This window comes from Pseudomonas sp. KnCO4 (assembly GCF_045344305.1).
Classification (GTDB): Bacteria; Pseudomonadota; Gammaproteobacteria; order Pseudomonadales; family Pseudomonadaceae; genus Aquipseudomonas; species Aquipseudomonas anuradhapurensis.
Map to the genome: position 1 here is coordinate 377,014 of NZ_CP174199.1, position 25,568 is coordinate 402,581.

Annotated in this window: 21 protein-coding genes; 9 read left to right on the plus strand and 12 right to left on the minus strand. The window is 64.6% G+C overall.

All coding sequences use genetic code 11. The annotated features are described in order from the left end of the window. Positions 1-26: 26 nt before the first annotated feature. From waaF to ACJA3S_RS01705, 7 genes are read left to right on the plus strand one after another with little or no spacing between them, the layout of a single operon-like run. Entirely contained in the window at positions 27-1,076 is a 1,050-nt protein-coding gene (gene waaF / locus ACJA3S_RS01675; RefSeq protein ID WP_406820655.1) for a lipopolysaccharide heptosyltransferase II, read from the plus strand. Next, complete coding sequence (waaC, locus tag ACJA3S_RS01680) at positions 1,077-2,135, plus strand: lipopolysaccharide heptosyltransferase I (RefSeq protein WP_170027894.1); 1,059 nt, start codon at positions 1,077-1,079, stop codon at positions 2,133-2,135. It begins immediately after the preceding gene. After that, positions 2,135-3,259, plus strand: coding sequence for a glycosyltransferase family 4 protein (locus ACJA3S_RS01685; protein ID WP_170027895.1), 1,125 nt, complete (start codon positions 2,135-2,137; stop codon positions 3,257-3,259). Before waaC ends, ACJA3S_RS01685 begins: the two co-directional genes overlap by 1 nt. Next, positions 3,256-4,062, plus strand: a complete 807-nt coding sequence (gene rfaP, locus ACJA3S_RS01690) for a lipopolysaccharide core heptose(I) kinase RfaP (RefSeq protein ID WP_406820656.1) — start codon at positions 3,256-3,258, stop codon at positions 4,060-4,062. Before ACJA3S_RS01685 ends, rfaP begins: the two co-directional genes overlap by 4 nt. Further along, the gene (locus tag ACJA3S_RS01695; protein ID WP_406820657.1) at positions 4,062-4,796 is read left to right on the plus strand and encodes a lipopolysaccharide kinase InaA family protein; all 735 of its coding nucleotides are present in this window, start codon (positions 4,062-4,064) and stop codon (positions 4,794-4,796) included. The genes rfaP and ACJA3S_RS01695 overlap by 1 nt, the downstream gene beginning before the upstream one ends. After that, positions 4,793-5,545 carry a lipopolysaccharide kinase InaA family protein gene (locus ACJA3S_RS01700; protein WP_406820658.1) on the plus strand — a complete coding sequence of 251 codons (753 nt, stop codon included), beginning with the start codon at positions 4,793-4,795 and terminating at the stop codon, positions 5,543-5,545. The genes ACJA3S_RS01695 and ACJA3S_RS01700 overlap by 4 nt, the downstream gene beginning before the upstream one ends. Next, on the plus strand, positions 5,545-6,987 hold the full coding sequence (locus tag ACJA3S_RS01705; protein WP_406820659.1) for a lipopolysaccharide kinase InaA family protein: 1,443 nt from the start codon (positions 5,545-5,547) through the stop codon (positions 6,985-6,987). Before ACJA3S_RS01700 ends, ACJA3S_RS01705 begins: the two co-directional genes overlap by 1 nt. Here the strand turns inward: ACJA3S_RS01705 and ACJA3S_RS01710 are convergent. From ACJA3S_RS01710 to ACJA3S_RS01745, 8 genes are all read right to left on the minus strand, one after another. Further along, entirely contained in the window at positions 6,948-9,971 is a 3,024-nt protein-coding gene (locus ACJA3S_RS01710; protein ID WP_406820660.1) for a dermonecrotic toxin domain-containing protein, read from the minus strand. The genes ACJA3S_RS01705 and ACJA3S_RS01710 overlap by 40 nt on opposite strands. A 70-nt stretch (positions 9,972-10,041) precedes the next feature. Then, the gene (locus ACJA3S_RS01715; protein WP_406820661.1) at positions 10,042-10,218 is read right to left on the minus strand and encodes a hypothetical protein; all 177 of its coding nucleotides are present in this window, start codon (positions 10,216-10,218) and stop codon (positions 10,042-10,044) included. Continuing rightward, a complete protein-coding gene (locus tag ACJA3S_RS01720) occupies positions 10,215-11,327 on the minus strand; it encodes a PepSY-associated TM helix domain-containing protein (protein ID WP_406820662.1) in 1,113 nt (370 codons plus the stop codon). The genes ACJA3S_RS01715 and ACJA3S_RS01720 overlap by 4 nt, the downstream gene beginning before the upstream one ends. 56 nt (positions 11,328-11,383) lie before the next feature. Then, positions 11,384-13,813, minus strand: coding sequence for a TonB-dependent siderophore receptor (locus tag ACJA3S_RS01725; RefSeq protein ID WP_406820663.1), 2,430 nt, complete (start codon positions 13,811-13,813; stop codon positions 11,384-11,386). 197 nt (positions 13,814-14,010) lie between these two features. Then, a complete protein-coding gene (locus ACJA3S_RS01730; protein ID WP_406820664.1) occupies positions 14,011-14,967 on the minus strand; it encodes a FecR domain-containing protein in 957 nt (318 codons plus the stop codon). Continuing rightward, positions 14,964-15,482 carry an RNA polymerase sigma factor gene (locus tag ACJA3S_RS01735; protein ID WP_170027905.1) on the minus strand — a complete coding sequence of 173 codons (519 nt, stop codon included), beginning with the start codon at positions 15,480-15,482 and terminating at the stop codon, positions 14,964-14,966. The genes ACJA3S_RS01730 and ACJA3S_RS01735 overlap by 4 nt, the downstream gene beginning before the upstream one ends. Before the next feature lie 198 nt (positions 15,483-15,680). Next, entirely contained in the window at positions 15,681-16,391 is a 711-nt protein-coding gene (locus tag ACJA3S_RS01740) for a PolC-type DNA polymerase III (protein ID WP_406820665.1), read from the minus strand. Continuing rightward, a complete protein-coding gene (locus ACJA3S_RS01745) occupies positions 16,388-18,325 on the minus strand; it encodes a DUF294 nucleotidyltransferase-like domain-containing protein (RefSeq protein WP_406820666.1) in 1,938 nt (645 codons plus the stop codon). The genes ACJA3S_RS01740 and ACJA3S_RS01745 overlap by 4 nt, the downstream gene beginning before the upstream one ends. A gap of 213 nt (positions 18,326-18,538) precedes the next feature. Here ACJA3S_RS01745 and ACJA3S_RS01750 point away from each other — a divergent pair, with 213 nt between their 5' ends. After that, a complete protein-coding gene (locus ACJA3S_RS01750; protein ID WP_406820667.1) occupies positions 18,539-18,982 on the plus strand; it encodes a response regulator in 444 nt (147 codons plus the stop codon). 145 nt (positions 18,983-19,127) lie between these two features. Here ACJA3S_RS01750 and ACJA3S_RS01755 read toward each other — a convergent pair whose 3' ends face one another. Next, positions 19,128-21,305 carry a malate synthase G gene (locus ACJA3S_RS01755; RefSeq protein ID WP_406820668.1) on the minus strand — a complete coding sequence of 726 codons (2,178 nt, stop codon included), beginning with the start codon at positions 21,303-21,305 and terminating at the stop codon, positions 19,128-19,130. Positions 21,306-21,755: 450 nt separating this feature from the next. Here ACJA3S_RS01755 and ACJA3S_RS01760 point away from each other — a divergent pair, with 450 nt between their 5' ends. After that, a complete protein-coding gene (locus ACJA3S_RS01760; RefSeq protein WP_406820669.1) occupies positions 21,756-22,274 on the plus strand; it encodes a glycine cleavage system protein R in 519 nt (172 codons plus the stop codon). Between the two features lie 349 nt (positions 22,275-22,623). On the opposite strand, the gene rarD is transcribed toward ACJA3S_RS01760, so the two are convergent. From rarD to ACJA3S_RS01775, 3 genes are all read right to left on the minus strand, one after another. Further along, on the minus strand, positions 22,624-23,511 hold the full coding sequence (rarD, locus tag ACJA3S_RS01765; RefSeq protein WP_170027911.1) for an EamA family transporter RarD: 888 nt from the start codon (positions 23,509-23,511) through the stop codon (positions 22,624-22,626). Positions 23,512-23,575: 64 nt separating this feature from the next. Then, the gene (locus tag ACJA3S_RS01770) at positions 23,576-24,550 is read right to left on the minus strand and encodes a serine/threonine protein kinase (protein ID WP_406820670.1); all 975 of its coding nucleotides are present in this window, start codon (positions 24,548-24,550) and stop codon (positions 23,576-23,578) included. A 94-nt stretch (positions 24,551-24,644) separates the two neighbouring features. Next, the gene (locus tag ACJA3S_RS01775) at positions 24,645-25,409 is read right to left on the minus strand and encodes a TOBE domain-containing protein (protein ID WP_406820671.1); all 765 of its coding nucleotides are present in this window, start codon (positions 25,407-25,409) and stop codon (positions 24,645-24,647) included. Between the last annotated feature and the right edge of the window lie 159 nt (positions 25,410-25,568).

The window sequence follows — 25,568 nt, forward strand, 5'->3', positions numbered from 1 at the left end:
CCTCCCCGAGTGTTTCTGGACCAAGCATGAGAATACTGATCATTGGCCCCAGCTGGGTCGGCGACATGGTGATGGCGCAGACCCTGTTCCAGTGCCTGAAACAGCAGCACCCCGACTGCGTGATCGATGTGCTCGCTCCCGAGTGGAGCCGGCCGATCCTCGAGCGCATGCCCGAGGTACGTCAGGCCCTGAGCTTCCCGCTCGGCCACGGTGCGCTGGAGTTGGCGACGCGGCGGCGCATCGGCAAGTCGCTGGCCGGCCAGTACGACCAGGCCATCCTGCTGCCCAACTCGCTGAAGTCGGCATTGGTGCCGTTTTTCGCCGGTATCCCCAAACGTACCGGCTGGCGCGGCGAAATGCGCTTTGGCCTGCTCAACGACGTGCGCAAGCTGGACAAGGCCCGCTACCCGCTGATGATCGAGCGCTTCATGGCCCTGGCCTACGCGCCTGGCGCCGAGTTGCCGCAGCCGTATCCGCGCCCCAGCCTGCAGATCGAAGCGCAAAGCCGCGACGCCGCCCTGGCCAAGTTCGGCCTGGAGCTGGACCGCCCGGTGTTGGCGCTGTGCCCCGGTGCCGAGTTCGGCGAGGCCAAGCGCTGGCCGGCCGAGCACTATGCCAGCGTCGCCGATGCGATGATCCGCCAAGGCTGGCAGGTGTGGCTGTTCGGCTCGAAGAACGATCACCCGGTCGGTGAGCAGATCCGCGAGCGGCTGATCCCGGGCCTGCGTGAAGAATCGGCCAACCTGGCCGGGGAAACCTCGCTGGCCGAGGCCATCGACCTGATGTCCTGCGCCGACGCCGTGGTTTCCAACGACTCTGGCCTGATGCACGTGGCTGCAGCGCTGAACCGCCCGCTGGTAGCGGTGTACGGCTCGACCTCGCCGGGCTTTACCCCGCCGCTGGCCGAGCATGTCGAAGTGGTGCGCACTGGTATCGAATGCAGCCCGTGTTTCGACCGTACCTGCCGCTTCGGCCACTACAACTGCCTGCGCCTGCTGGAACCGGGCAAAGTCATCGCCGCCCTGCACAGCCTGAGCGGGCCGGAGCTGATCGATACCGTGGCCGAGGTCGACTAAGTGCGGGTACTGATCATCAAGACCTCGTCGCTGGGTGATGTGATTCACACCCTGCCGGCGCTTACCGATGCCGCCCATGCCATTCCGGGTATCCGCTTCGACTGGGTGGTGGAAGAAGGCTTCGCCGAAATCCCCAGCTGGCACCCGGCGGTCGACCAGGTCATTCCGGTGGCCATCCGCCGCTGGCGCAAGAACCTTTGGCAAACCATCAAGAGTGGCGAGTGGAAAGCGTTCAAGCAACGCGTGCGCGAGCGCCAGTACGACCTGGTGATCGACGCTCAGGGCCTGGTCAAGTCGGCCTGGCTGACCCGCTACGTGAAGGCGCCGGTCGCCGGCCTGGATCGCTATTCGGCCCGCGAGGGCTGGGCCAGCCGCTTTTATGATCGACGCCTGTCGGTTGCCGTCGGCCAGCATGCGGTGGAGCGGGTACGCCAGCTGTTCGCCATGGCCCTGGCCTATGACCTGCCGGAGGGCATTGGCAACTACGGCCTCGACCTCGACCGCCTGCAGCTACCGCCGGCGGCCCCGTACGTGGTGTTCCTGCATGGCACCACCTGGGCGACCAAGCACTGGCCCGAAGCCTATTGGCGCGAACTGGCCGAACGCATGGGCCGGCGCAAGCTGGAGGTGCGCCTGCCGTGGGGCAACCCGGCCGAGAAGGCGCGGGCCGAGCGCATTGCCCAGGGCTTGAACAATTGCCAGGTGCTCCCCAAATTGAACCTGGCTGGCGTCGCCCGCGTACTGGCGGCGGCAAAGGCCTGTGTGGCCGTCGATACTGGCCTTGGCCACTTGGCGGCGGCACTCGATGTACCCACCATTTCGCTGTTCGGCCCGACCAACCCGGGGCTGACCGGCGCCTACGGACGGACCCAGATTCACCAGGCCAGTGACTGGCCATGCGCTCCCTGCCTGCAGAAGAAGTGCACTTACAAACCGAGCGCCGATGACCTGCGCCGGTACGATCTGAAACGCGAGTGGCCACTGTGCTTCACTCGCCTGAATCCCGAGCATGTGGCGAGCCGCTTGAGCGCGCTGCTGCTGGCTGAGGATGTCCGTTGATGCAACTGGCTTTCGTGCTGTACAAATATTTCCCCTTCGGCGGGCTGCAGCGCGACTTCATGCGCATTGCCCTGGAGTGCCAGAAGCGGGGCCACCAGATCCGTGTGTACACGCTGATCTGGGAGGGTGACATTCCGCCGGGTTTCGAAGTGCTGGTGGCGCCGGTCAAGGCAATCTTCAACCACCGCCGCAACGAGAAGCTCAGCGCCTGGATGGCTGCCGACCTGGCCAAGCGCCCGGTCGATCGCCTGATCGGCTTCAACAAGATGCCGGGGCTGGACGTGTACTACGCCGCCGACGGCTGCTTCGAGGACAAGGCGCAGACCCTGCGTGGCGGCCTGTACCGTCGCTGGGGCCGCTACCGGCACTTTGCCGAGTACGAGCGCGCGGTGTTCGCCAAGGACGCGCATACCGAAGTACTGATGATTTCCGAAGTGCAGCAGCCGCTGTTCATCAAGCACTATGGCACCCCGGTGGAACGCTTCCACCTGCTGCCGCCAGGCATTTCCCAGGACCGCCGCGCGCCGGCCAACGCTGCCGAGATCCGCGCCGAATTCCGCAAGGAGTTCAACCTCGGCGATGACGACCTGTTGCTGGTGCAGATCGGCTCTGGCTTCAAGACCAAGGGCGTGGACCGCAGCCTCAAGGCCCTGGCGGCACTGCCCTCGGCCCTGCGCAAGCGGACCAGGCTGATGGTGATCGGCCAGGACGACCCCAAGGTGTTCCAGCTGCAAAGCGCTACCCTGGGCCTGGGCGAGCAGGTGCAGTTCCTCAAGGGGCGCAGCGATATTCCGCGCTTCCTGCTGGGCGCCGACCTGCTGATCCACCCGGCGTACAACGAGAACACCGGCACGGTGCTGCTCGAAGCGCTGGTGGCCGGCCTGCCGGTGCTGGTGTCCAAGGTGTGTGGCTACGCCCACTACATTGCCGAGGCCGACAGCGGCCTGGTGCTGGACGAGCCGTTCGAACAAGAGCAGCTCAATACCTACCTGCAGCGCATGCTCGAAGACCAGCCGGCCCGTGCCAGCTGGGCGCGCAACGGCCTGGCGTTTGCTGAAACCGCCGACCTGTACAGCATGCCGCAGCATGCCGCCGACGTGATCCTGGGGCAGGAGTCCGCATGAAGCTGATACTGGCCGAGCCGTTCAAGCGCCTGTGGGCGGGGCGCGATGCCTTCGATGCGGTGGAAGCGCTGCAAGGCGAGGTCTACCGCGAGCTGGAAGGGCGCCGCACGCTGCGCACCGAGGTCGCTGGCGCCGGCTTTTTCGTCAAGATCCACCGCGGCATCGGCTGGGGCGAGATCTTCAAGAACCTGTTTACCGCCAAGCTGCCGGTGCTCGGTGCCGGCCAGGAATGGCAGGCGATCCAGCGCTTGCACCAGGCTGGCGTGCCGACCATGACCGCGGTGGCCTATGGCGAGCGTGGCAGCAACCCGGCCGCGCAGCACTCGTTTATCATTACCGAAGAGCTGGCGCCGACCGTCAGCCTGGAAGACTTCAGCATCGACTGGCTCAGGCAACCGCCCGAGCCACGCCTGAAGCGCGCACTCATCGCCGAGGTGGCCAGGATGACCGGCGGCATGCACCGCGCCGGGGTCAACCACCGCGACTGCTACATCTGCCACTTCCTGCTGCATACCGACCGCCCGGTGACGGCGGATGATTTCAAATTGTCGGTTATCGACCTGCACCGCGCGCAAACCCGGGCGAAAATAAGCCGCCGCTGGCGCGACAAGGACCTGGCCGCGCTGTACTTCTCGGCGCTGGACATCGGCCTCACCCAGCGCGACAAGCTGCGCTTCCTGCGGGGTTACTTCCAGCGCCCGCTGCGGCAGGTCCTCAAGGACGAGGCCGCGCTGCTCGCCTGGCTGGAGCGCAAGGCGCAGAAACTCTACGACCGCAAGCAACGCTATGGGGATGCACTCTGATGTCGGGTTGGACACTGGCGCCGGGCTATGAGCACCTGGCGGCGGACTTCGGCAGCCTCGAGGCGGTATTTGCCCTGCAAGGCGAACGCCTGACTCGCGACCCGCTCAGCGAAGTGGTGCGTATCACGCGTGATGGGGTCAATTACTACGTCAAGCGCTACACCGGGGCCGGCAAGCACATGCGCCGCTACCTGGGCCGGCCGCGGATCAAGGCGGAATGGCAGAACCTGAAGCTGTTCGCCAAGTGGGGCATCCCCACCGCCGATGTGGTGGCCTGGGGCCTGGAGCGCAATGGCCTGGCCTTTGCTCGGGGGGCCATGATCACACGCGAACTGCCGCGTACCGAAGACCTGTCGGCGCTGGCCGAGCGCAACGATGCGCGCCTGGCCGACCGCGCCTGGGTCGGGCATGTCAGCAGCCAGCTGGCGCGCCATACCCGGGTCATGCACAAGCATCACTTCGCCCATAACGACCTGAAATGGCGCAACCTGCTGGTCGATGACCAGGGCACGCTATTCTTCATCGATTGCCCCACCGGCGACTTCTGGCGCGGCTTCATGTGGCGGCACCGGATGATCAAGGACCTGGCGTGCCTGGACAAAGTGGCCAAGTACCAGCTGTCGGCAACCCAGCGCCTGCGGTTCTACCTGCAATACCGTGGCCGCGACCGGCTGAATGAGCGCGACAAGAAGCGCATTCGCCAGGTAGTGGGCTTTTTCGAGGGAAGGGAATGACCGATTACCTGGCCAGCGCGGACCTCGCGCTGCTCAAACGCCATGGCCTGGATGATTTCGAGGCGCTGTGGGCACTGCAGCTGGACGCCGTCGACGAGCCGAATACCGGCCGTGGCGGCTGGAGCAGCGTGTTTCGCCTGGAACTCGAAGGCAAGGGCTACTACCTCAAGCGCCAGAGCGACTACCTGACCCGTACCCTGCACCGGCCGTTCGGCGAGCCAACCTTCGCCCGTGAGTTCCGCAATATCAGCCGCTACCAGAAGCTGCGCATTCCGGCCTTGCAGGCGGTGTTCTATGGCGAGCGCAAGCAGGGCGGCCAGCACCGGGCCATCCTGATGACACGCGCCCTGGACGAATGGGCCGACCTCGACAGCCTGCTGGCGCGCTGGGCACAACTGGGCGATGGCGATCGCAATGGCATCCTGCAGGCCTGCGGCCAGCTGGCGCGTACCCTGCACAGCGCCGGGCAGGTGCATGGTTGCTTCTACCCCAAGCACATCTTCCTGCGCCAGCGCCGTGACGGCTGGGACGCGCAACTGATCGACCTGGAAAAGACCCGACCCCTGCTGTTCGGCATGCGTGACCGCCTCAAGGACCTGGAGCCGCTGCTGCGTCGCGCCCCGGCCTGGAGCGAGCACGATGTTCGTACATTGCTGGCCAGTTACCTGGCACAGCCGGCCGATGGCTCGCTGGTCGATACCTGGCTGCAACGCCTGACGCAACGCCGTCGTGAAAAAGAGGCCCGCTGATGCGCTTGTCCGAATTGAAAGAAGCCGGGCGCAACCCGTCGCTGCCCCTGAGCATTACCCTGGCCGACGCCGCCGGCAGCGCTGACTTGCAACTGCTCAGCCTGTTGCGCGTGCTGCCGGGCCAGCGCTATGTGGGCGCCGGGGTATGGCGCGGCACTCCGGTGCTGGCCAAACTGCTGGTCGGTAGTAACGCCGCGCGGCATTTCCAGCGCGAACTGCAGGGCGTGAAGCTGCTCGCCGAGCAAGGCCTGACCACGCCGAAGCTGCTGGCCGATGGCCTCAAGGAAGGCGAGGGCGGCTGGTTGCTGTTCGAGTTTCTCGACGGTGCCGAAAGCCTGGCCGATGCCTGGGCGGCCGTGCAAGACCTGCCGGTGCTGGCCGACGAGCAGCACCTGGTGCTGGGCGAGGCGCTCACTGCGGTGGCGCACATGCATGCCCAGGGCCTCTGGCAGGAGGACCTGCACCTGGACAACCTGTTGCGCCACGGCGGCAAGCTATACCTGATCGACGGCGCTGGCATCAAGGCCGAAACACCTGGCCAGCAGCTGTCGCGCCCACGTGTGCTGGAAAACCTCGGGGTGTTCTTCGCCCAGCTGCCCAAGCGCCTGGAACCGTTCATCGAAGAACTGCTGGTGCACTACCTGTTGGCCAACGCCGAACATGCGCTGCCGCTGGAAGCCTTGCAGAAGCAAGTGGACAAGGTGCGCAGCTGGCGGCAGAAGGACTACCTGGAAAAGGCCGGTCGCGAATGCAGCCTGTTCAGCGTCCAGCGCAGCCTGTCAGGCCTGCGCGCGATCCGCCGTGATGAGGTCGAGGCCATGCTGCCGGTGCTGGAGCAAGCCGACCAGTTGCTCGACCAGGGCCACCTGTACAAGACCGGCGGTGCCGCCAGCGTGGCGCGCATCGAGGTGAAGGGTCGCCAGCTGGTGCTCAAGCGATACAACATCAAGAACACTGCGCACTGGTTCAAGCGCTTCTGGCGCCCGAGCCGGGCCTGGCATTCATGGATCGAAGGGCACCGCCTGGCGTTCCTCGATATCGCCACGCCGCGCCCGTTGGCAGTGCTGGAGCAGCGCGTGCTTGGCCTGCGCAGCCGCGCCTACCTGGTCACCGAGTACATCAATGGCCCGGACCTGGCTGCTTGTTTCGCGCCTTATGTGGAAAATGGCGACGCCCCTGAAGAGCAGGTGGATGCCTTGGTCCAGGTCATGCAGCAGCTGATTCGGGAACGCATCAGCCATGGCGACTTCAAGGGCCACAACCTGTTCTGGGACAACGGCCGCTGGTCGCTGATCGACCTTGATGCAATGTGCCAGCACGCCACTCAGCTCAGCTTCGCCCCGGCCTACGCCCGTGACCGGGCGCGGTTGTTGCGCAACTGGCCTAGCGGCAGTGCCTTGCATCAGCGCCTGGACCGGCTGCTGCCCAAGCTGGCCGAATAGTCCTGCGGTAACGCCAGCCAATCGCTGCCACGGCCGACCTGGCGCACCCGGATGCGCCATTCGCCGTCCTGATGACGCAGCACCGCCCAGGCAGGTACTGCGCCAGACAAGGCGTCGGGGAGAACCAGGTGATAATGCCCGGCCAGCAGATGGCGCCGCACCGGCAGCTGCTGGTTATGCAGTTGCAGGTAGTACCTGCCGTTGTCATTGAACAGGTTGTTGTCCGTGCCATCGGCCGTGCCTTGCAGCGCTGTTTTCAGCCGGCACTGCTCGAGCAGGTGGGTGATATCGGGTAAGCCATCGTGCCAGAGCACTGGAGAATCAACGACCCAGCTGCCATCCTGGTTACGCCTGGTGGGCAGCTTCAGGTAGGCATAGGGCTGGTCGGGGTCGGTGGCGCGCCAGCGGGCGCCGTCAAAGCTGACGTTGAAGTAACGGCCCAGGTTATCGCGTACGAAGTACTGGCTCAGGCCGGGAGAACTCGACGGTAGTTCATAGACCGCCTCGCCATGCACCGAGTCGATCCGGTAACGCAGCCGGGCAGCGGCTGGCGTCGTTTCGTAGTGACCTGGCAGCGGCACTGGTGGTGGTTTGGGCAGCCCGCGCAACGCGCGGCGCATCAGGCTGGAACCCGCCATTTCGTTCAGCCCGGCGGTGGCATGGCCAAGGGCAGCCACGGCATGGTGCAGGGCGCTTGCATGGTCGTCTTGCTCGAATGCTTCGAAACCGTCCCATATGGAAATTGCCATGCGGCCGAACGCCAGGGCGATCAATGCCCGTTGCGGCAGTACCAAGGTGACGATGTCCAGCACGAGCCTGAGCACGTTGACCGAGAACTCGCCCAGCAGTTCTTCATTACTGCGGGTGACGGTATCGGTGTGGGCCATCAGGCTTTTCACCTCTGCGCGGTAAAGCGCCTGATACAGGTTGCCCGTAATCGTATGACGAGAGACCAACGCGCCCAGCCGGCCTTTGTGCAGGCGTTCCTTGAGTTTCTTTGCGCTGGCCTGGGGCAGGCGCTGGGCCAGGTAGTCCTGCAGGGGCTGGTCACTCCGCAAGGCCCGGATCAGTGCTTTGGTATCGGTGTACTCGCGCCAGTAGCGCCGGTCGGGAACGTCGGGGCAATAGACGACGATGCGCTTCGAACTTTCTGGCGAAACCAGCAGCACTACGCCCATCAGCGTGTCGCCCTGCACCAGCAGTTGTTGGGCCATGACCTGCTGCTCGTTGAAATGTGGCCGGGCAGCGCTGTCCGGGGCGCGGATGACCGTGCTGGCCCAACCATACCCCTGTTCGAATGTGTCGCTGAGAAAATGCCCGACGTAGCGTGCTTTCACGGCCTCGGCATTCATCCGTGCCTGGGCGACCTGCGCATAGGCTGCCTGGCGCCAGCGCCCTTCAGGTGAATCAAGCAGCTGGGTGCGCAGGTAAGCCTGATAACCACTGCCTGCATTCAGGCGCCTCACGATCTGTTTCACCCGCAGCGGTGTCAGCGCCGGCAGCGTTTCACCGTGCAGGTAGACATGCGCGGTCAGCCAGTAGTCCACGTCGAACCAGGCAATGTTCAGCAAGGCCAGCTCATCGAGCCGGTAGGTGTGCCTGACCAATTCGATGGTGTCGCCTGCCTGGCGCCGGCTGGCCACCGGAATGTAGCCCGTGGTACTGCCCAGGGGCAGCGGATTGACGATCGGCCCGACCTGTCGGGCCAGGGTGACACTGATGGTGACGTCACGGGGGTCGCAGTCCAGGCCCGGATCGCGTTGCAAGTATTCGCGCAGGCGCAGGTTGACCCAGTTCAGCAGGGAATGCCTGTGGTTGAACTGTTCCAGGCTGAGGATGCCGGGAGCGCTGGCCGCTTCGATGGCCACGATCAGTTCCTGCAGGGTCTGCATGATGTGGGCGACGCCCTGCTGCGAGGTGGCGCGTAGCCAGTTGGGTAGATGCTTTTCGAGCAGCAGGCCGTAGCGGTTGGCCAGCGGGCCGCGGCTACCAACGTAGCGTCGTATGTCGAGCGCTGTGGCCAGAGCCAGGTCCAGCTGCTCGATATCGCGTTGTTTGCCGAGCTTCCAGGCTTGTTGCCAGCTATGGCTCAGCTGCCTGGTCTGGGCATCGCGCAGGGTTGTCGCCAGGTAGTCGGCCAGGTCTTCTGTATACCAGTCGTAGCGCAGGCGCTCTGAACGACGGGCGCTTTGCTGGTCGTCGGGGTCAACCATCAGGTTCAGCAAGTGTTCGCTCTGCTGCGGGTCTTCCAGGCGCTCGCATACCTCCGTGTGCAGGTCGGCCAGGTTATCGAAGGCTTCGATGCCGTGTGCGGCACTGCACAGCAGTACCCGGCCAACCGGTTCAAGGTGATCGAGCATCCGTCCCTCGGCCCCGTGTTCGGTAAGCACCAGGAAACCTGGTACATGGCCGCGCCAGTTGGGCGCTGTACTGTCGAGCAACAGGCGATAGGCCTGGGGCCGGGCGGCGCTAGGCAGGTGGCGACGTTGCCAGGGCTGTGGCATCTCCAGGTAGGTTTTGAGTATTTGCGCATGCTCGGCAGACAGGGTCTGGTCGGTGTGGCGCAGGCGGATCTCTGCCTGCAGTTGCTCGCGATACAGCACGGCAAGGCGTACCGTACGGCTCAGGCCTTTGCTGTCCTGCTCGAGCCAGTACGCTGCCAGGCGGGCATGGAGCGTCTGCCGAATGGTTTTGCAAAAGCTGTCGATATGGCCGTTGAATGCCAGTGGCAGGCTAAGTGCCGGGTGATCGGCGTGCCTGGGCGGACTGCCTGCCGGCAGGCGGAAGGTACCGCCGTCGAACAGATGAAAACCCACTAGCTGCAACAGTGACTGGGGCCCGAAGTACAACGTGCGGGCATTGATGGAAGGGCCCGGGAACAGTCGCTTCAACGTCAGATCCAGGCTGTGCTCGACCCCATCGAGGGGTGGTAGCAATGCATCAAGCTGGTTATCCAGGGTCTGGAAATCGGGTGGGATTGTCATGGTCCGTCTCCTCTAGCGGGGCGGACCATGCTGCGCCAAGGCGCCAGGGCTGCTGTGTTAGCCGGTTACCTCAGCAGCGCCACAGCCCCCGCAGCGAGAACCACGCGGGCAGGCCCAGGCCTAGCCAGGAAAGCCTGTCCCACCAACCGTCACCGAGCAAGGCGGCGAACAGCCCCAGTGCGGCCAGCGCGGCGACCAGCGCAGGCCAGGCGAAGATGCGCGCGGTGGATTGAGATTTATGGCTCATGCGCGTGCCTCCCTGGCTTTGCGTTGTTTACCCCACCACAGGTACAGCCCGCTGCACAGCACCACAATGGTCAGTACATCGAGCACCGCCCAGAGGATCTGCATCGGCCTGCCGCCGTAATCACCGAAATGCAGCGGTTGCGACAAGCCCATGGCGTCCATGTACCAGGGGCGCTCGCCAACTGCGGTCAGCTCAAGGGTGCGGGCGTCGATCAGCACTGGTGTGAACAGGTGCGAACTCAGGTGCGTGGCGCCGTTCATGAATACGGCGTAGTGATGTTCGCTGGAGAAGCGCGTACCAGGGAACGCGATGAAATCCGGCCGCATGCCAGGCGCGGCCTGCGCGGCGATTTCCAGCAGGCGGCTGGCCGGGGCGCGCTCGCTGAGCGCTGGTGCGTCGCGGTACGGCGCGACCATGGCGGCCAGGCTGTCGTTGCGCCAGGCGGCGATGACCAGGTCGGACAGGGCGCTGATCACTCCGGTTACCCCTACCGTCAAGGCCCAGGTCAGGGTGACCACGCCGATCAGGTTGTGCAGATCGAGCCAGCGCAGGCGCCGCGACCTGTCGTGGCGGACTGTGGCGAACGCCAGGCGGCGCATGAACGGCGCATACAGCACGGTGCCGGAAACGATCGCGACGACGAACAGCAAGCCCATCAACGCCAGCAACAGTTTGCCCGGCAGCCCGGCGAACATGTCTACATGCAGGCGCAGCATGAGCATCATGAAGCCGCCGTTGGCCGCCGGCATGGCGACTGCTTCGCCGGTGCGTGCATCGAGCATGAAGGTGTGCGACGAGTTGGGTTCGGTGCCGGCAGTGGCCGCGGTGATGGCGACCACGCCGTTGGGTTCGTCTTCGTCATAGCCGAAGTACTGCACGACCTCGCCGGGGCGGTGCTGCTCGGCCTTGATCACCAGCTGTTGCAGGTCGAGGTGCGGGGTACCGGCCGGCATGTCGCGCAGCTTCGGCGCGTCGCCGAGCAGCTGTTCGAGCTCGTGGTGAAAGATCAGCGGCAGGCCGGTGAGCGCCAGCAACAGCAGGAACAGGGTGCAGACCAGGCTGCTCCAGGTGTGGATCGTGGACCAGCGGCGGATGGTTGGGCTTTTCATCACGGTACCGATATCTGCCGAATGGGGCATGGGGCTGCGCAGCAGCCCCGGCTCACTCAGAACTTGTAGGTGGCACTGGCCACGACGCTACGTTCGTCGCCGTAGTAGCAGTAGTAGGAATCACAGGTCGACAGGTAGTCCTTGTTCCGCAGGTTGGTTGCGTTGATCGCCACCGACGCGCCCTTGAGGCTGTTGTCCAGGCGCCCCAGGTCGTAATGCACCGCTGCATCGAATACCGTGTAGGCGTTGGCCTTGCCCAGGTAGGTATTGGCCTGGTCGCCATAGGTATTGCCGGTATAGCGCGCACCCAGGCCGATGCCGAAGCCATCGAGTACGCCTGCATGCCAGGTGTAGTCGCCCCACACCGACGCCTGCTGGTTGGGCATCAGTTGCAGGCGGTTGCCTTTGAAATCGCCGTCCTGCACTTCCGACTTGGCCAGGGTGTAGGCAGCAATCACCTTGAGGTTCTCGGTCACATCGGAAACCGCTTCAAGTTCCAGGCCACGCACCTTCACTTCGCCGGTCTGGCTGGTGATGGTCACGCCACCGACGCTGTCGGTCACCGCAACGTTTTTCTGGGTCAGGTCGTACACGGCTGCCGACAGCAGGGTGCTGGAGCCCGGCGGCTGGTACTTCACGCCCAGTTCCCACTGCTTGCCTTCGGTGGGCTTGAACGAGTCGGTTGCCGAGGCACTGGCATTGCTGGATGGCTGGAACGACTCGGCATACGACAGGTAGGGGACGAAGCCCGAGTCGAACACGTAGCTGATGGCTGCGTTGCCGCTGAACTGCTGGTCGCGCTGGGTATTGGTGGCATCGCCCTTGTTGAAGAACTTGGTGCCGGTATGCACCCAGTCTTCGCGCCCGCCCAGGGTCAGGCGCCAGTTGCCGAGTGCCATCTGGTCCTGAACATACACGCCGGTCTGGCGGGTTTTCTGGTTGTAGTCATAGAACGCAGTGGCGCGGTCCGGACGAGTGATCGGCAGCCCGTAGACCGGGTTGTTGACGTTGCTGTCCGGCACGAAGCCGAATATCGACAGGTAGTTGGTGTTGATGCGCTGGTGGTCCAGGCCGAGCAGCAAGGTGTGGCTGATATCACCGGTGGCAAAGTCGGCCTGGAAGTTGTTGTCCACCGCGAACTGGCTGATGTCTTCGTCGGTGTTGGTGGACATGCGGCTGACCGTGCCGTCGTCCTTCACCGGCGGATTGTCCTTGTTGTAGCTGCCGGGCGTGATGGTCTGGAAGGCCAGATCCGACTTGGTGTAGCGCAGGTTCTGACGGAACTGCCACACATCGTTGATGCGGTGCTCGAAGGCGTAGCCCAGCGCGTAGTAGGTACGGTCGTAGAACTCGTAGTCAGGGTCGCCCAGGTTCTTGTGGTGGGAGATCTTGCCGAACGGCATGTCGATCTTGGTGCCCTGGATCGGCCGGAACTGGCTGGTGGCACCGGTATCGTCGCGGGTGAACTGGGTGAGCAAGGTCAGCGAGGTGTCTTCGTCGATGTTCCAGGTCAGGCTCGGGGCGATGTTGTAGCGCTTGTCGTCGATATGGTCGATCTGCGTGCCACCGTCGCGGATGACCCCGCTGACGCCATACAGAAAGCGGCCTTGGTCATCGATCCTGCCGGTGCTGGCGAAGTTGATCTGGCGATGGTTGTCGCTGCCATATTGCAGCTCGATCTCATGCGCGCTGTCGGCCTGCGGGCGCCGGCTGACCATGTCCAGCAGGCCGCCGGGCGGGGTCTGGCCATAGATCGACGAAGCCGGCCCGCGCAGCAGGGCAAGGCGGTCGAGGTTCCAGGTTTCGGCTTTAGGGTTGGCGTATACGCCACGTGGCAACGGCAGGCCATCGAGAAACTGGGTCGGCTCGAAGCCCCGCACGCGCATCCAGTCATAGCGCGTGTCGCTGCCGAAGCTGGCCGACACGATACCCGGCATGTAGCGCACGGCATCGTCGAGGCTATGCACGCCACGGTCTTTCATCTGTTCGCGGGTGGCGACGGAGACCGAACGCGGCAGCTCGACCAGTGCGGTATCGGTCTTGGTGCCGGCGGCGCTGCGCTTGGCCACGTAGCCTTCGACCGGGCCCCACGCGCTTTCGCTGATGCTGGCCGCCTCCACGGTGGTTGCCGGCAGCGCCAAGGCACCTTCCGCGACTGCCACCAGGCTGTAGCTGCCTGAATTGCTCTGTTGCAGTTGTAACCCCGTGCCGCGCAAGGCCGCCTGCAGCGCGCCCAGGCCGTCATACTGCCCATGCACCGGCGCCGAGCTGCGGCCGCTGACCAACGCCGGGTCGATGGCCAGGGCGATGCCGGCCTGGCTGGCGATCTGGTTGAGGGTAGCGGCCAGCGGGGCGCTCGGCAGGTCGTAGCCGCGTGGGGCGGATTGCTCGGCGGCGCACAGGGCAGGGCTGGCCAATGGCGCGGCTACCGCGATGGCCAGGGCCACCAGGCTGGGGCGCAGGATACGTTCAACAGCACGGGACATGCAGCGGCTCCTCGACGGGTAAGTGCTTACTGCTTCCTTGCCGAGCGAGATTGGAAAAGTGACAGGGCGAATCTGAAAAATATCGAGAATTATTTGAAATTGGCTGTTGCTGTCATGGCCTTTTCGTGGGGACCCATGCCCACGGTTACTCCACGAAGCTCACAACCTGCATGACTACCGTGGGAGCTAGCCTTTGCTTACTTGGGTACCACGTTCACCCACCACTGGGTATGCCGCTCGATCTGCACCGGCAGTACCGGCAGCAACGACGCCAGGGCCAGGTCGGTGTTGGTCAGCGGGAAGCTGCCGGTCACCCGCAGGTCGGCGACCTTGTCGTCCACCCCGAGGTAACCGCTGCGGTACTGGCCCAGCGCCGCCAGCAGGTCAGCCAGGCGCACGTTGTCCACCACCAGCATGCCGCGGGTCCAGGCGTCGGCACCGGCGGCTACCGCGCCGACCTGGCCAAGGCCGTTGGCGTGCATCAGCACTTGCTGGCCTTCGCGCAGCACCTGTTCCTCGCTGCTGGCCAACGGCTGGGCGGCTACCGCGGCCTGCAGCACCTCCAGGCGTGTACCGTCGGCTTCACGGCGTACCAGGAAGCGCGTGCCCAATGGGCGCAGGCGCCCGTCGGCGGTGCTGATCAGCAGCGGGCGGGGGTCCTGATGGCCGGTCTGTACCGAGATTTCGCCTTGATGCAGCACGATGACCCGTTGTTCGCCCGCATAGTCGATATCGACGGCGGTATGGCTGTTCAGGCTCAGCAATGTGCCGTCTTCCAGGCGCAAGGTACGCAGTTCGCCGGTAGCGGTGCGTTGGTCAGCCAGCCAGTAGCTGGGCGCGAGCGACGGTGCGCCAACCCAGGCCAGCAACGCGCCGAGCAGGAACATGCCAGCCAGCCCGCTGCCAACCTTGCCGATCCGTCGGCGCAGGCCGACGCGCGACTGCAGCAGGGCCTGGCGTGCCGGGCCAACGGCGCTGCCGACACGCTGGTCCATCGCGCCCAGCTGGCGCCAGGCGCGGGCATGCTCTTCGCTGGCAGCATGCCAGCGCATGAATTCACTGCGCTCATCGGCCGTACTGCTGCCACTGTCGAGGCTGAGTTTCCAGGCAATCGCGGCTTCCAGCACGCGGGACGAAACCGGGGCACTGCTCACGTCGGCTCCCCATACAGGGCTGTGTAGCACTGGCGCAGGCCCTGGGCGATGTACTGGCGCACGCGCGACACCGAAACGCCCAGGCGCTCGGCAATTTCGGCATGGCCCATGCCATCCAGGCGGTTGTACAGGAAGGCTGCGCGGGCCTTGCTCGACAGCTTGCCCAGCAGGCGGTCGATGGCCTTGAGGTCTTCGAGGATCAGGTGTTGCAGTTCCGCAGAAGGTTGCTCGGCTTGCGGCATCAGGGCCAGCTCGGCCAGGTAGGCCTGCTCCAGCGCGGCGCGGCGGAAGTGATCGAACAGCAGCCCCTTGGCCACCGCGGCGAGGAAGGCGCGTGGCTCACGTGGGGTGTCCAGTCGCTCGCGGCCGAGCAGGCGCACGAAGGTGTCCTGGCTCAGGTCTTCGGCACGCTGGCGGCAGGCCATGCTGCGCTGCAGCCAGGCGAGCAGCCAGCCGCGATGGTCGCGGTACAGTGCACCGACCAGATCGGCGTGTGGGCTCTGTGCAGAAGACAAGCAGCGTCCCCCCGGAACGTATGCATTAACTAACGATAATTATTCGCGATTGTTGCAGAGGCAAGGGGAGGGTGCAATGGGCGCTTATCGGATGGCCAGTATGGCTGGGGCTCGCAGGGGCTGGGCGTGAGTGGTGCAGCGCCTGTGTGATCGCGCGCGGGCGGCGCGCGATCTCACAGGCGCCGCACTACTCAAACCTCACAAGCCGTGACTCTGCACCTTGCGCCGCCGCCATCCGCGCAGCCGCTGTTCCAGCTGCAACGGGCTATCCAGCTGCTGGCGCCGGGCCTGGCTGAACAGGATCAGCGCCAGTTCGGCGGTCACCAGCGCATCGGCACTGGCATGATGGCGCTCTTCCACCTGCAGGCCGAAGCGCGCTACCCAGTCATCGAGACCGGCTTCGCGCAGTACCGTGTCGGGGTTGAGCATGGGGGCCAGTTCGGCGATGTCGAGGAACGGCGACTGCAGGCGATAGCCCAGGCTGTCCTTCAATGCGCGGGCCAGCATGCGCTGGTCGAAGGGGGCGTGGAATGCCAGCACCGGGCTATTGCCGATGAAGTCGAGCAGATCGAGCAAGGCTTCGGCCGGGTCGCAACCGGCAGCCAAGGCACTTGGGCCCAGGCCGTGGATCAGCACGCTGGCGTTGGTCTTCTGCGTTGGCCGGTGCAGGGTGCGTTCGAACTGCTGGGCAAAGTCGATGGCGCCGTCTTCGATCGCCACGGCGCCGATCGACAGCACCTGATCACGGTTGAGGTTGAGGCCGCTGGTCTCCAGGTCCAGCACCACCCAGCGCTGCTCACGCAGGGTACACACCCCCAATGGTGCGGGTTTGGGCAGCCGGGCCAGGCGCTGGCGGCTGGCCGCATCCAGCTCGGGCGCGCTGGGGCGCAGCCAGGCGAACAGGCTCATAACTGGTACCGCAGCGCCAGGCTGCTCTGCAGGCGCTGGGCCTGGCGCAGGGATTCGCGCAGGATGCGCCGGTCAAGGTGGTTGAGGCTGTCCGGGTCGAGCCGGTTGGAGTAGGGCAGGTTATCGCGGGTCTGGCGCTGGTGCTGCTGCATGCGGGTTTGCTGGATGAAGTGGTAGGCCTCCTCATACGCGGCGCCGTCCTGCGCCTCGATGATGCCCATGGCCACCAGCTGGCGCAGGCGCTCCAGGGTATTGCAGGCAGCAATGCCATTGGCCAGGGCCAGTAGCCGGGCACCATCGACGAAGGGCGTCAGGCCCTGCACCTTGAGGTCGAGGGTGGCGGCCTTGTCGTTACCCTGGCGGGTCAGCACGAACTCGCGCAGGCGGCCAACCGGCGGGCGCTGGCGCAGCGCGTTGTCAGCCATCATGCGTTGGAACAGGCGGTTGTCGGCCACTTGTTCGAGCAAGCCCTGGCGCAGTTGCTCGCAACCCTGTTCGTCGCCCCACACCACCCGCAGGTCGAAGTAGATGCTCGAACCCAGCAGGTTTTCCGGGCTGGCTTCGCGGACGAAAGCGGCGAAGCGCCGTGCCCATTCGCTGCGTGACAGGCAGAGCTCGGGGTTGCCGGCCATGACATTGCCCTTGCACAGGGTGAAGCCGCATTGGGCCAGGCACTGATTGATGTACTGCGCCAGCGGCAGCAGGCGGGTGCGGATGGCGTCGGCTTCGGCGCTGTCGGCTGCCTCGAAGAGGATGCCGTTGTCCTGGTCGGTGTGCAGGGTTTGCTCGCGGCGTCCTTCACTGCCAAAGCACAGCCAGCTGAACGGCACGCCGGGGTCGCCGCGCTCGGCCAGCGCCAGCTCGATTACCCGGCACACGGTGTGGTCGTTGAGCAGGGTGATGATCTGGGTTATCTGCGTGGATGACGCGCCATGCGCCAGCATGCGTTCGACCAGCTGGCTGATTTCGCCGCGCAGCGAGACCAGGGTCTCCAGCCGTGGCGCATGGCGGATGGTGCGCGCCAGGTGTACCAGGTCGACCCGCTGCAGGGAAAACAGGTCGCGCTCCGAAACCACTCCGCACAGGCGGCGGTTTTCCACCAGGCACACATGGGCAATATGCCGCTCGGTCATTGCCATGGCCGCGTCGAAGGCGCTGGCCTGGGGGCTGAGGTAGAACGGCTGGGCGGTCATGTGTCGTTCGATCGGTGCGCCCAGCTCGGCATCGGCGGCGGCCACCACCTGGCGCAAGTCGCGCAGGGTGAAGATGCCGGTCGGGTAGCGCTGCGCATCGACCACCACGATGCTGCCGACCTGCTGCTCGTGCATCAGCCGCACGGCATCGCGCAGCGGGGTGTCGGCGCTGCACACCACCGGGTGGCGCATGGCCAGTTCACCCAAGGGTGTGTTCAATGAGTACTGGGTGCCGAGGGTTTCCACCGCACGCTGGCGCACCTGCTGGTTGACCTGGTCGAGCAGGCTGCTGACGCCGCGCAGGGCAAAATCGCGAAACACTTCCGACATCGAGAACACGCGGATGAACGCTGCCTTGTTCAATTGCAGGCAGAAGGTGTCCTCACCGGCCAGGTGCTCCGTGCGGGTCGCCCGCTCGCCGAGCAATGCCGCCAGCGGGAAGCACTCGCCGCTGGTGATCTCGAATGTGGTCTCGACGCCGGGCTTGACCAGGTGCTGGCGCTCGCCAACCACCCGGCCCTGCTTGACGATGTAGAAGTGCTCCACCGGCCCGTCGGCCGGTTTGACGATGCTTTCGCCGCTGGCATAGAAGCGCAGCTGGCACTGTTCGACCAGGTAGGCCAGGTGGCTGTGTTCCATCTGGTTGAACGGCGGAAAGCGCTGCAGGAACTGCAGGGTGCCCTGGATGTTCTGCAGCACCGCTGTCCTGCCCGCCTGGCTGTAGGCGTCCTTTTTACTCATGAAACTGACCGTATCGCTATGCCGATCTATATATATCTATATATAGGTGCCGGCCATGTTGTTCTCTGCCTCCATGGTCGGCTTGCAGCGGGGTGGTGCCCATTGGACGTAAGTCTATGAGCCGCCCCGTCAAAGACCCGACGAAAGGCGAACCGGGTTAGGCAAGTTCTGTGGTCCTAATGCTGAAGCGGAGTTTTTTTTGACGAGATGACCATGGTTGAGCCACACGACATCCTGAGCGACGCCGAGCGCGAGGCATTGGCCCTGACCAATGCGCCGGTGGCCGCCAAGCCACTGGTGCTGGTGGTGGATGACAATGCGGCGAACCGCTATGCACTGATCTACTACCTGAAAAGCCGGGGCATCGACTGCGTAGGGGCGGACGGCGCCGAGGAAGCCAGGCTGTACCTGCATTACCAGCCGCGGATAGGCTTGATGATCACCGATTTGCGAATGCAGCCCGAGGACGGCCTGACGCTGATCCGGCAGGTTCGCGAATCGGAGCGGGCGGCGTTGTCGATCATCGTCGTGTCGGGTGACACCGATGTCGAAGAGGCGGTGGACGTGATGCACCTGGGGGTGGTGGATTTCCTGTTGAAGCCGGTAGACCTGCACAGGCTGCTGCAGCTGGTGAGGAAAGAGTTGCAGATTTTGTGACGCAGGTCAGGGGCTGCTTTGCAGCCCACTCGCGACACAAGGCCGCTGCTTCGGGAACGCCGCACATTCGGTGCGTGCGTTGTTCCCGTAGCAGCGGCCTTGAGCTGCGACAGGGCCGCAAGGCAGCCCCTTTGGCGGATGCTACTTACAGCCCGTTACGCGCCTTGAACTCACGGCGACGGCGGTGCAGTACCGGCTCGGTGTAGCCGTTCGGCTGCTTGCCACCTTCCAGCACCAGCTCCACAGCTGCCTGGAATGCGATGTTGTCGTCGAAGTTCGGCGCCATCGGCCGGTACAGGGCGTCGCCCGCGTTCTGCTGATCGACCACCACGGCCATGCGCTTGAGGCTTTCCAGCACCTGCTCCTGGCTGACCACGCCGTGGCGCAGCCAGTTGGCCAGCAGCTGGGCCGAGATGCGCAGGGTAGCGCGGTCTTCCATCAGGCCGACGTTGTTGATGTCCGGCACTTTCGAGCAACCCACGCCCTGGTCGATCCAGCGCACCACGTAGCCAAGGATGCCCTGGGCATTGTTGTCCAGCTCGTTGCGGATCTCTTCGGCCGACCAGTTGGTGTCGGCCGCCAGCGGGATGGTCAGGATGTCGTCCACCGATGCCGGGGCGCGCGAGGCCAGCTCACGCTGGCGCGCCTGCACGTCAACCTTGTGGTAGTGCAGGGCATGCAAGGTGGCGGCGGTCGGTGACGGCACCCAGGCGGTGTTGGCCCCGGCCAACGGGTGGGCGATCTTCTGTTCGAGCATGGCCGCCATCAGGTCCGGCATGGCCCACATGCCTTTGCCGATCTGGGCGCGGCCTTGCAGGCCGGTGGCCAGGCCAACGTCGACGTTGTTGTTCTCGTAGGCGCCGATCCACTTCTCGTTCTTCATGGCGCCCTTGCGCACCACGGCGCCGGCTTCCATCGAGGTGTGGATTTCGTCGCCGGTGCGGTCGAGGAAACCGGTGTTGATGAACACCACGCGCTCGGCGGCCGCCTTGATACAGGACTTGAGGTTGACCGTGGTACGGCGTTCCTCGTCCATGATGCCGACCTTGACGGTGTTGCGTTTCATACCGAGCAGGTCTTCGACGCGGCTGAAGATCTCGGCGGCGAAGGCGACTTCTTCCGGCCCGTGCATCTTCGGCTTGACGATGTACACGCTGCCGCTGCGGGTGTTCTTGCGGCTGGTGTTGCCGTTGAGGTTGTGCAGCGCGATCAGGTTGGTGAACAGGCCGTCCTGGATGCCCTCGGGAATTTCGTTGCCCTGGGCGTCGAGGATCGCCGGGTTGGTCATCAGGTGGCCAACGTTGCGCACGAACAACAGCGAGCGACCGTGCAGGGTCACGCTGCCACCGTTGGGTGCGGCGTACTCGCGGTCCGGGTTCATGGTGCGGGTGAAGGTCTTGCCACCCTTGGTCACGCTTTCGGCCAGGTCGCCTTTCATCAGGCCCAGCCAATTGCGGTAGACGACCACCTTGTCGTCGGCGTCGACGGCGGCAACCGAGTCTTCGCAGTCCATGATGGTGGTCAGCGCCGATTCCATCAGGATGTCCTTCACGCCGGCGGCGTCGGTGCTGCCGACCGGGGTGCTGGCATCGATCTGGATTTCGAAGTGCAGGCCGTTGTGCTTGAGCAGCACGGCAGTCGGTGCGCCGGCATCGCCGTGGAAGCCGATCAGCTGGGCGTCGTCACGCAGGCCGCTGTTGCTGCCGCCCTTCAGGGCAACGATCAGCTTGCCGCCTTCGATGCGGTAGCCGGTGGAATCGACATGCGAGCCAGCCGCCAATGGCGCGGCTTCATCGAGGAAAGCGCGGGCGAAGGCAATCACCTTGTCGCCACGCACCTTGTTGTAGCCCTGGCCTTTTTCGGCGCCGCCTTCGTCGCTGATGGCATCGGTGCCGTACAGCGCGTCATACAGCGAGCCCCAGCGGGCGTTGGCAGCGTTCAGGGCGAAACGGGCGTTCATCACCGGTACGACCAGCTGTGGGCCGGCCATGTGGGCGATTTCTTCGTCCACGTTCTGGGTGGTGGCCTGGAAATCGTCAGCTTGTGGCAGCAGGTAGCCGATTTCCTGGAGGAATGCTTTGTAGGCTGCGGCGTCGTGGGCCTGGCCTTTGCGTGCCTGGTGCCAGGCGTCGATCTTGGCTTGCAGCTCGTCGCGCTTGGCGAGCAGGGCTTTGTTCTTTGGAGCGAGGTCATTGATGATCTTCTCTGCACCGGCCCAGAACTGCTCGGCGACGATGCCGGTCCCGGGGATGGCTTCGTTGTTCACGAAGTCGTACAGGACCTTGGCGACCTGAAGGCCACCGACTTGAACGTATCCAGTCATTGCTTGCCTCACTCTGCTCAGCTATTTCGCTCTTCTGTATTAAGCCTGTAGCGCTTCTCTAAACACGGCACCAGTGCATGCACCCGGGCAAAGCCCGAGCGCGGCTGGGTGCGGCCTGCCAGACTGGCTGGCAGACAGTGTGCGTATTTTCACAGGCGCCTTGGCAGACATCCAAACAGCGTTTTGTAGTCCGCGCCACGGGATACTACATGAAGCAGTAGGCGGGGCAAAATCAGACTAAAAGCGCCGTTATGCGACCCGTTGGTCGCGTATGGTCACGCTGGGAGTGAGTATGTTCGCAAAAAACAGGTGGATTGTTCCAGATAAATCTTGAAACAGTACACGATTCGTTATGCAAATTGCCCTGCGGCAGGTTGCCGCGCCTTGCCTATACTGAGTCGATCCCCTGATTTCCTGCCGCCCGGCGCGGTCCGACACGAGGAACGGCTTGTGGATCATCTTGTACTGACTGTGATTGCCCCGGACAAGGCCGGGCAGGTCGAACGCATCGCCCAGTGCATTGCCGACCACAGTGGCAACTGGCTGGAAAGCCGCATGTCGCGCATGGCCGGGCAGTTTGCCGGGATCCTGCGGGTGGCGGTGCCGGCAGAAAACTACGCCGAACTGGTGGCGTCGTTACAGGGGCTGGCGCGGTATGACATTCGCGTGTTGATCGCCGAGAGCGGCATCGAGCCGTCATGCACGTGGAAACCGATTGCCATGGAGCTGGTGGGTAACGACCGGCCAGGGATCGTGCGTGACATTACCCGCTTGCTGGCGGACCTGGGCGTGAACCTCGAACGCTTCACCACTGAAGTGACTCCGGCGCCGATGAGCAGCGAGCCGCTGTTTCATGCCGATGCCTTGCTGGCCATGCCGTTGACGTTGTCGCTGGATGAGTTGCAACAGAAGCTGGAGAGCCTGGCGGATGACTTGATGGTGGAGTTGAAACTGCGGCCGCAGGAATGACCAGAGGATGCCGGGGCCGCTTTGCGGCCTTTCGCGACACAAGGCCGCTCCTGCAGCAAACCGGTTTACCCACAGCTTTCGCGGGCCCAGGTAGGAGCGGCCTCGTGTCGCGAAGGGCTGCAAGGCAGCCCCCTGCGGTTATCCCGATATCACGGGGAAGGCCCTGTGGATAACCTGGGGGTGCACCTCTCCAGCCCACAAGATCCGCGCGCTGCACAGCTTTGCTCAAAAAACATCCAAAAATCAGCGGCTTGTGCACAAAGCGCGGGGACGAGGGTGTGGATAACCTTTGGAGATGTCGCTGCAGGCCCCGAGCTGCGGGGCCTGCAGCATTATGGTTGTTTTTTGATCAGCTACGCTTGCGCAAGCTCAACCACGCATCGACGCTATACACCGCCAGCCCCGCCCAGATGAACATGAACGCCACCAGCGTGCTCGGCGACAGATGCTCATCGAACAGCAACACTGCCTGCAGCAGCACCAAGGTTGGCGCCAGGTACTGCAGGAAGCCCAACGTGGTGTATGGCAGGTGCCGCGCGGCAGCGTTGAAGCACACCAGAGGTATCAGCGTCACCGGCCCTGCGGCCATCAGCCATAACGCCTCGCTGCTGGTGTAGAACGCGCCCTGGGCACTCATTGCCGCCGGGTGCAGCAGCAACCAGCCAAGCGCCAGGGGTACCAGCATCCAGGTTTCCACCACCAGGCCTGGCAGCGCCGCTACCGGCGCCTGTTTGCGGATCAACCCGTAAAAACCGAAGCTCAGTGCCAGCGCCAGCGATACCCATGGCAGGCTACCCACCTGCCATACCTGCTGGGCCACGCCCACGGCAGCCATGGCCACTGCCAGCCATTGCAGGCGGCGCAGGCGCTCGCCAAGAATCAGCATCCCCAGCAGCACATTGATCAGCGGGTTGATGTAGTAGCCCAGGCTGGCCTCGAGCATGCGGCCGTTGTTCACCGACCACACGTAGGTCAGCCAGTTGCCGGCGATCAGCGCCCCGCTCAGGGCCAGGATGCCCAGCCGGCGCGGGTTGTCACGCAATTCACGCCACCAGCCGGGGTGTTTCCACACCAACAGCAGCAGCGAGCCGAAGAGTGCCGACCACAACACCCGGTGGACGATGATCTCTACCGCCGGGACGCTCTGGATCGCTTTGAAGTACAGGGGAAACAGCCCCCAGATGATGTAGGCGCTCAGGCCCAGTAGGTACCCGCGACGCGGGTTTGCGGCGTGCATGCAGAATCCTTGCTTAGGTAGCTAAATAACGCGACGCCTATTGTAGACAGAGACGGGCTCGCTTCTAGAACAATTTCAATGGTGCTTCATCCAGAGCCGCCAACTGCTCGCGTAATGCCAGGATCTGGTCGCCCCAATAGCGTGGCTGGCCGAACCAGGGGAAGCTGGGCGGGAAGGCCGGGTCGTCCCAGCGCCGCGCCAGCCAGGCGCTGTAGTGCAATTGGCGCAGGGCGCGCAGCGGTTCGATCAAAGCCAGTTCGCGCGGGTCGAAATCGTGAAACTCGTTGTAGCCATCGATCAGCTCGGCGAGTTGCCCCAGGCGCTCCTCACGGCTGCCAGCCAGCATCATCCACAGGTCTTGCACGGCCGGGCCCATGCGACAGTCGTCAAGGTCGACCACGTGATAGACCTCGTCGCGATGCATCAGGTTGCCGGGGTGCAGGTCGCCGTGCAGGCGGATGAGCCGGTGCGGCGTGCGGGCGTAGATGGCTTCCACACGCTTGAGCAGGTCTCGGGCCACCGACTCGAAGGCCGGTAGCAGGTCTGGGGGCACAAAGCCACCTTCCAGCAGGGTGTTCAGCGAGGCGTGGCCGAAGTTGTCCACAGCCAGCGCCTCGCGGTGCTCGAACGGTTTGCTGGCGCCCACGGCATGCAGGCGGCCAAGCAACTGGCCAAGGCGGTAGAGCTGGTCGAGGTTGCCCGGCTCCGGGGCGTGGCCGCCACGGCGGGGAAACAGCGCGAAGCGGAAACCCTGGTGTTCGAACAAGCTGCGGCCATGGTGCTGCAGGGGGGCAACCACCGGCACTTCGCAGTCGGCCAGTTCGGCGGTGAAGCTATGCTCTTCGAGGATGGCCGCATCGCTCCAGCGGCCTGGGCGGTAGAACTTGGCCACCAGCGGCTGCGCGCCCTCGATACCCACCTGGTAGACGCGGTTCTCGTAGCTGTTCAGCGCCAGCACCCGGGCATCGCTGAGAAAGCCCAGGCTTTCCACGGCGTCCAGGACCAGGTCGGGGGTGAGGGTGTCGAAGGGGTGGGACATGAGGGCTCCGGGGGTGGGCGGCATGGGGGCCATGGTACCGCGTTCTGCCTGTCTCGGCCTCTTCACGGGCACACCCGCGCACCGCGCAACCAGCCTAGGCGGGAACCCCGATCAACACATAAGAAGGATGAAACTGCGCCCGTACCGTACTGCCATCCGCCACCCGGTGCTCAGCCAGCCAGTGCGCCTCGGCAAACGCACACAGCGTCTGCCCGTTGCCCAGCGCCAGCCGCACCTCGCTCGGCCCATCAGGCTCCGCCAGCACTTGCTCCACCGTCGCCTTCAGGCAATTGCTACCCGTTTCGGCCTCTTCCACTGGCGCCAGCAACCGCACCCACCCGGCCTTGAGCAGCGCCACCACCATTGTTCCCGGAGTCAGCTCCAGCCGCGCAGTGCTGTCATGCGTGATCAGCGCCTCGATCTCCAGCCCGCCGCCCAAGGCCAGGCTGACGCGATCATGCCGTCCCTCACGGCGAAGGCCGCTGACCTGCCCCTGCAACTGGTTGCGCGCGCTGGTGCGCAGCATCAGGCGACCAAGCAGGTCGAGGTCACTGGATTGTTCGGCCGCTTCGAGGATTTGCGCCTGCAGGGCCTGCAGGCGCTGATACAGGCGCAGTACCCGCTCGCCTTCCAGCGACAAGCGGGCACCACCGCCGCCACGCCCGCCGGTGCTGCGCTCGACCAGCGGCTGGCTGGCCAGGTTGTTGAGTTCGTCGATGGCGTCCCAGGCGGCCTTGTAGCTGATCCCCGCTGCCTTGGCGGCGCGGGTGATAGAGCCTTGCTCGGCAATGTGATGCAGCAGGGCGATGCGCTGGGGGCGGCGGGCGATATGCTGGGTGAGGAGGGCGGGCAGGGACATAGGTAATGAAGTCGTCAACGGATGAAGGGACGGTGCCTCTCCTGTTCGAGCCAGTCAAGTGAGCCGGGGCCGTTTCGCGCCCAATCGCCGACAAGCGAGTTCCCGCAGGGGCAACGTTGACCTCCAGGGTAACGCTCTCCCTGTGGGGGCCGGCTTGCC

What these genes read in the sequence shown, in the direction of transcription:
- waaF (WP_406820655.1), top strand. Translation starts at nt 27, where the DNA reads ATGAGAATACTGATCATTGGCCCCAGCTGGGTCGGCGACATGGTGATG.
- ACJA3S_RS01685 (WP_170027895.1), top strand. Translation starts at nt 2,135, where the DNA reads ATGCAACTGGCTTTCGTGCTGTACAAATATTTCCCCTTCGGCGGGCTG.
- rfaP (WP_406820656.1), top strand. Translation starts at nt 3,256, where the DNA reads ATGAAGCTGATACTGGCCGAGCCGTTCAAGCGCCTGTGGGCGGGGCGC.
- ACJA3S_RS01695 (WP_406820657.1), top strand. Translation starts at nt 4,062, where the DNA reads ATGTCGGGTTGGACACTGGCGCCGGGCTATGAGCACCTGGCGGCGGAC.
- ACJA3S_RS01700 (WP_406820658.1), top strand. Translation starts at nt 4,793, where the DNA reads ATGACCGATTACCTGGCCAGCGCGGACCTCGCGCTGCTCAAACGCCAT.
- ACJA3S_RS01705 (WP_406820659.1), top strand. Translation starts at nt 5,545, where the DNA reads ATGCGCTTGTCCGAATTGAAAGAAGCCGGGCGCAACCCGTCGCTGCCC.
- ACJA3S_RS01710 (WP_406820660.1), bottom strand. Translation starts at nt 9,971, where the DNA reads ATGACAATCCCACCCGATTTCCAGACCCTGGATAACCAGCTTGATGCA.
- ACJA3S_RS01715 (WP_406820661.1), bottom strand. Translation starts at nt 10,218, where the DNA reads ATGAGCCATAAATCTCAATCCACCGCGCGCATCTTCGCCTGGCCTGCG.
- ACJA3S_RS01720 (WP_406820662.1), bottom strand. Translation starts at nt 11,327, where the DNA reads ATGAAAAGCCCAACCATCCGCCGCTGGTCCACGATCCACACCTGGAGC.
- ACJA3S_RS01725 (WP_406820663.1), bottom strand. Translation starts at nt 13,813, where the DNA reads ATGTCCCGTGCTGTTGAACGTATCCTGCGCCCCAGCCTGGTGGCCCTG.
- ACJA3S_RS01740 (WP_406820665.1), bottom strand. Translation starts at nt 16,391, where the DNA reads ATGAGCCTGTTCGCCTGGCTGCGCCCCAGCGCGCCCGAGCTGGATGCG.
- ACJA3S_RS01745 (WP_406820666.1), bottom strand. Translation starts at nt 18,325, where the DNA reads ATGAGTAAAAAGGACGCCTACAGCCAGGCGGGCAGGACAGCGGTGCTG.
- ACJA3S_RS01750 (WP_406820667.1), top strand. Translation starts at nt 18,539, where the DNA reads ATGGTTGAGCCACACGACATCCTGAGCGACGCCGAGCGCGAGGCATTG.
- ACJA3S_RS01755 (WP_406820668.1), bottom strand. Translation starts at nt 21,305, where the DNA reads ATGACTGGATACGTTCAAGTCGGTGGCCTTCAGGTCGCCAAGGTCCTG.
- rarD (WP_170027911.1), bottom strand. Translation starts at nt 23,511, where the DNA reads ATGCACGCCGCAAACCCGCGTCGCGGGTACCTACTGGGCCTGAGCGCC.
- ACJA3S_RS01770 (WP_406820670.1), bottom strand. Translation starts at nt 24,550, where the DNA reads ATGTCCCACCCCTTCGACACCCTCACCCCCGACCTGGTCCTGGACGCC.
- ACJA3S_RS01775 (WP_406820671.1), bottom strand. Translation starts at nt 25,409, where the DNA reads ATGTCCCTGCCCGCCCTCCTCACCCAGCATATCGCCCGCCGCCCCCAG.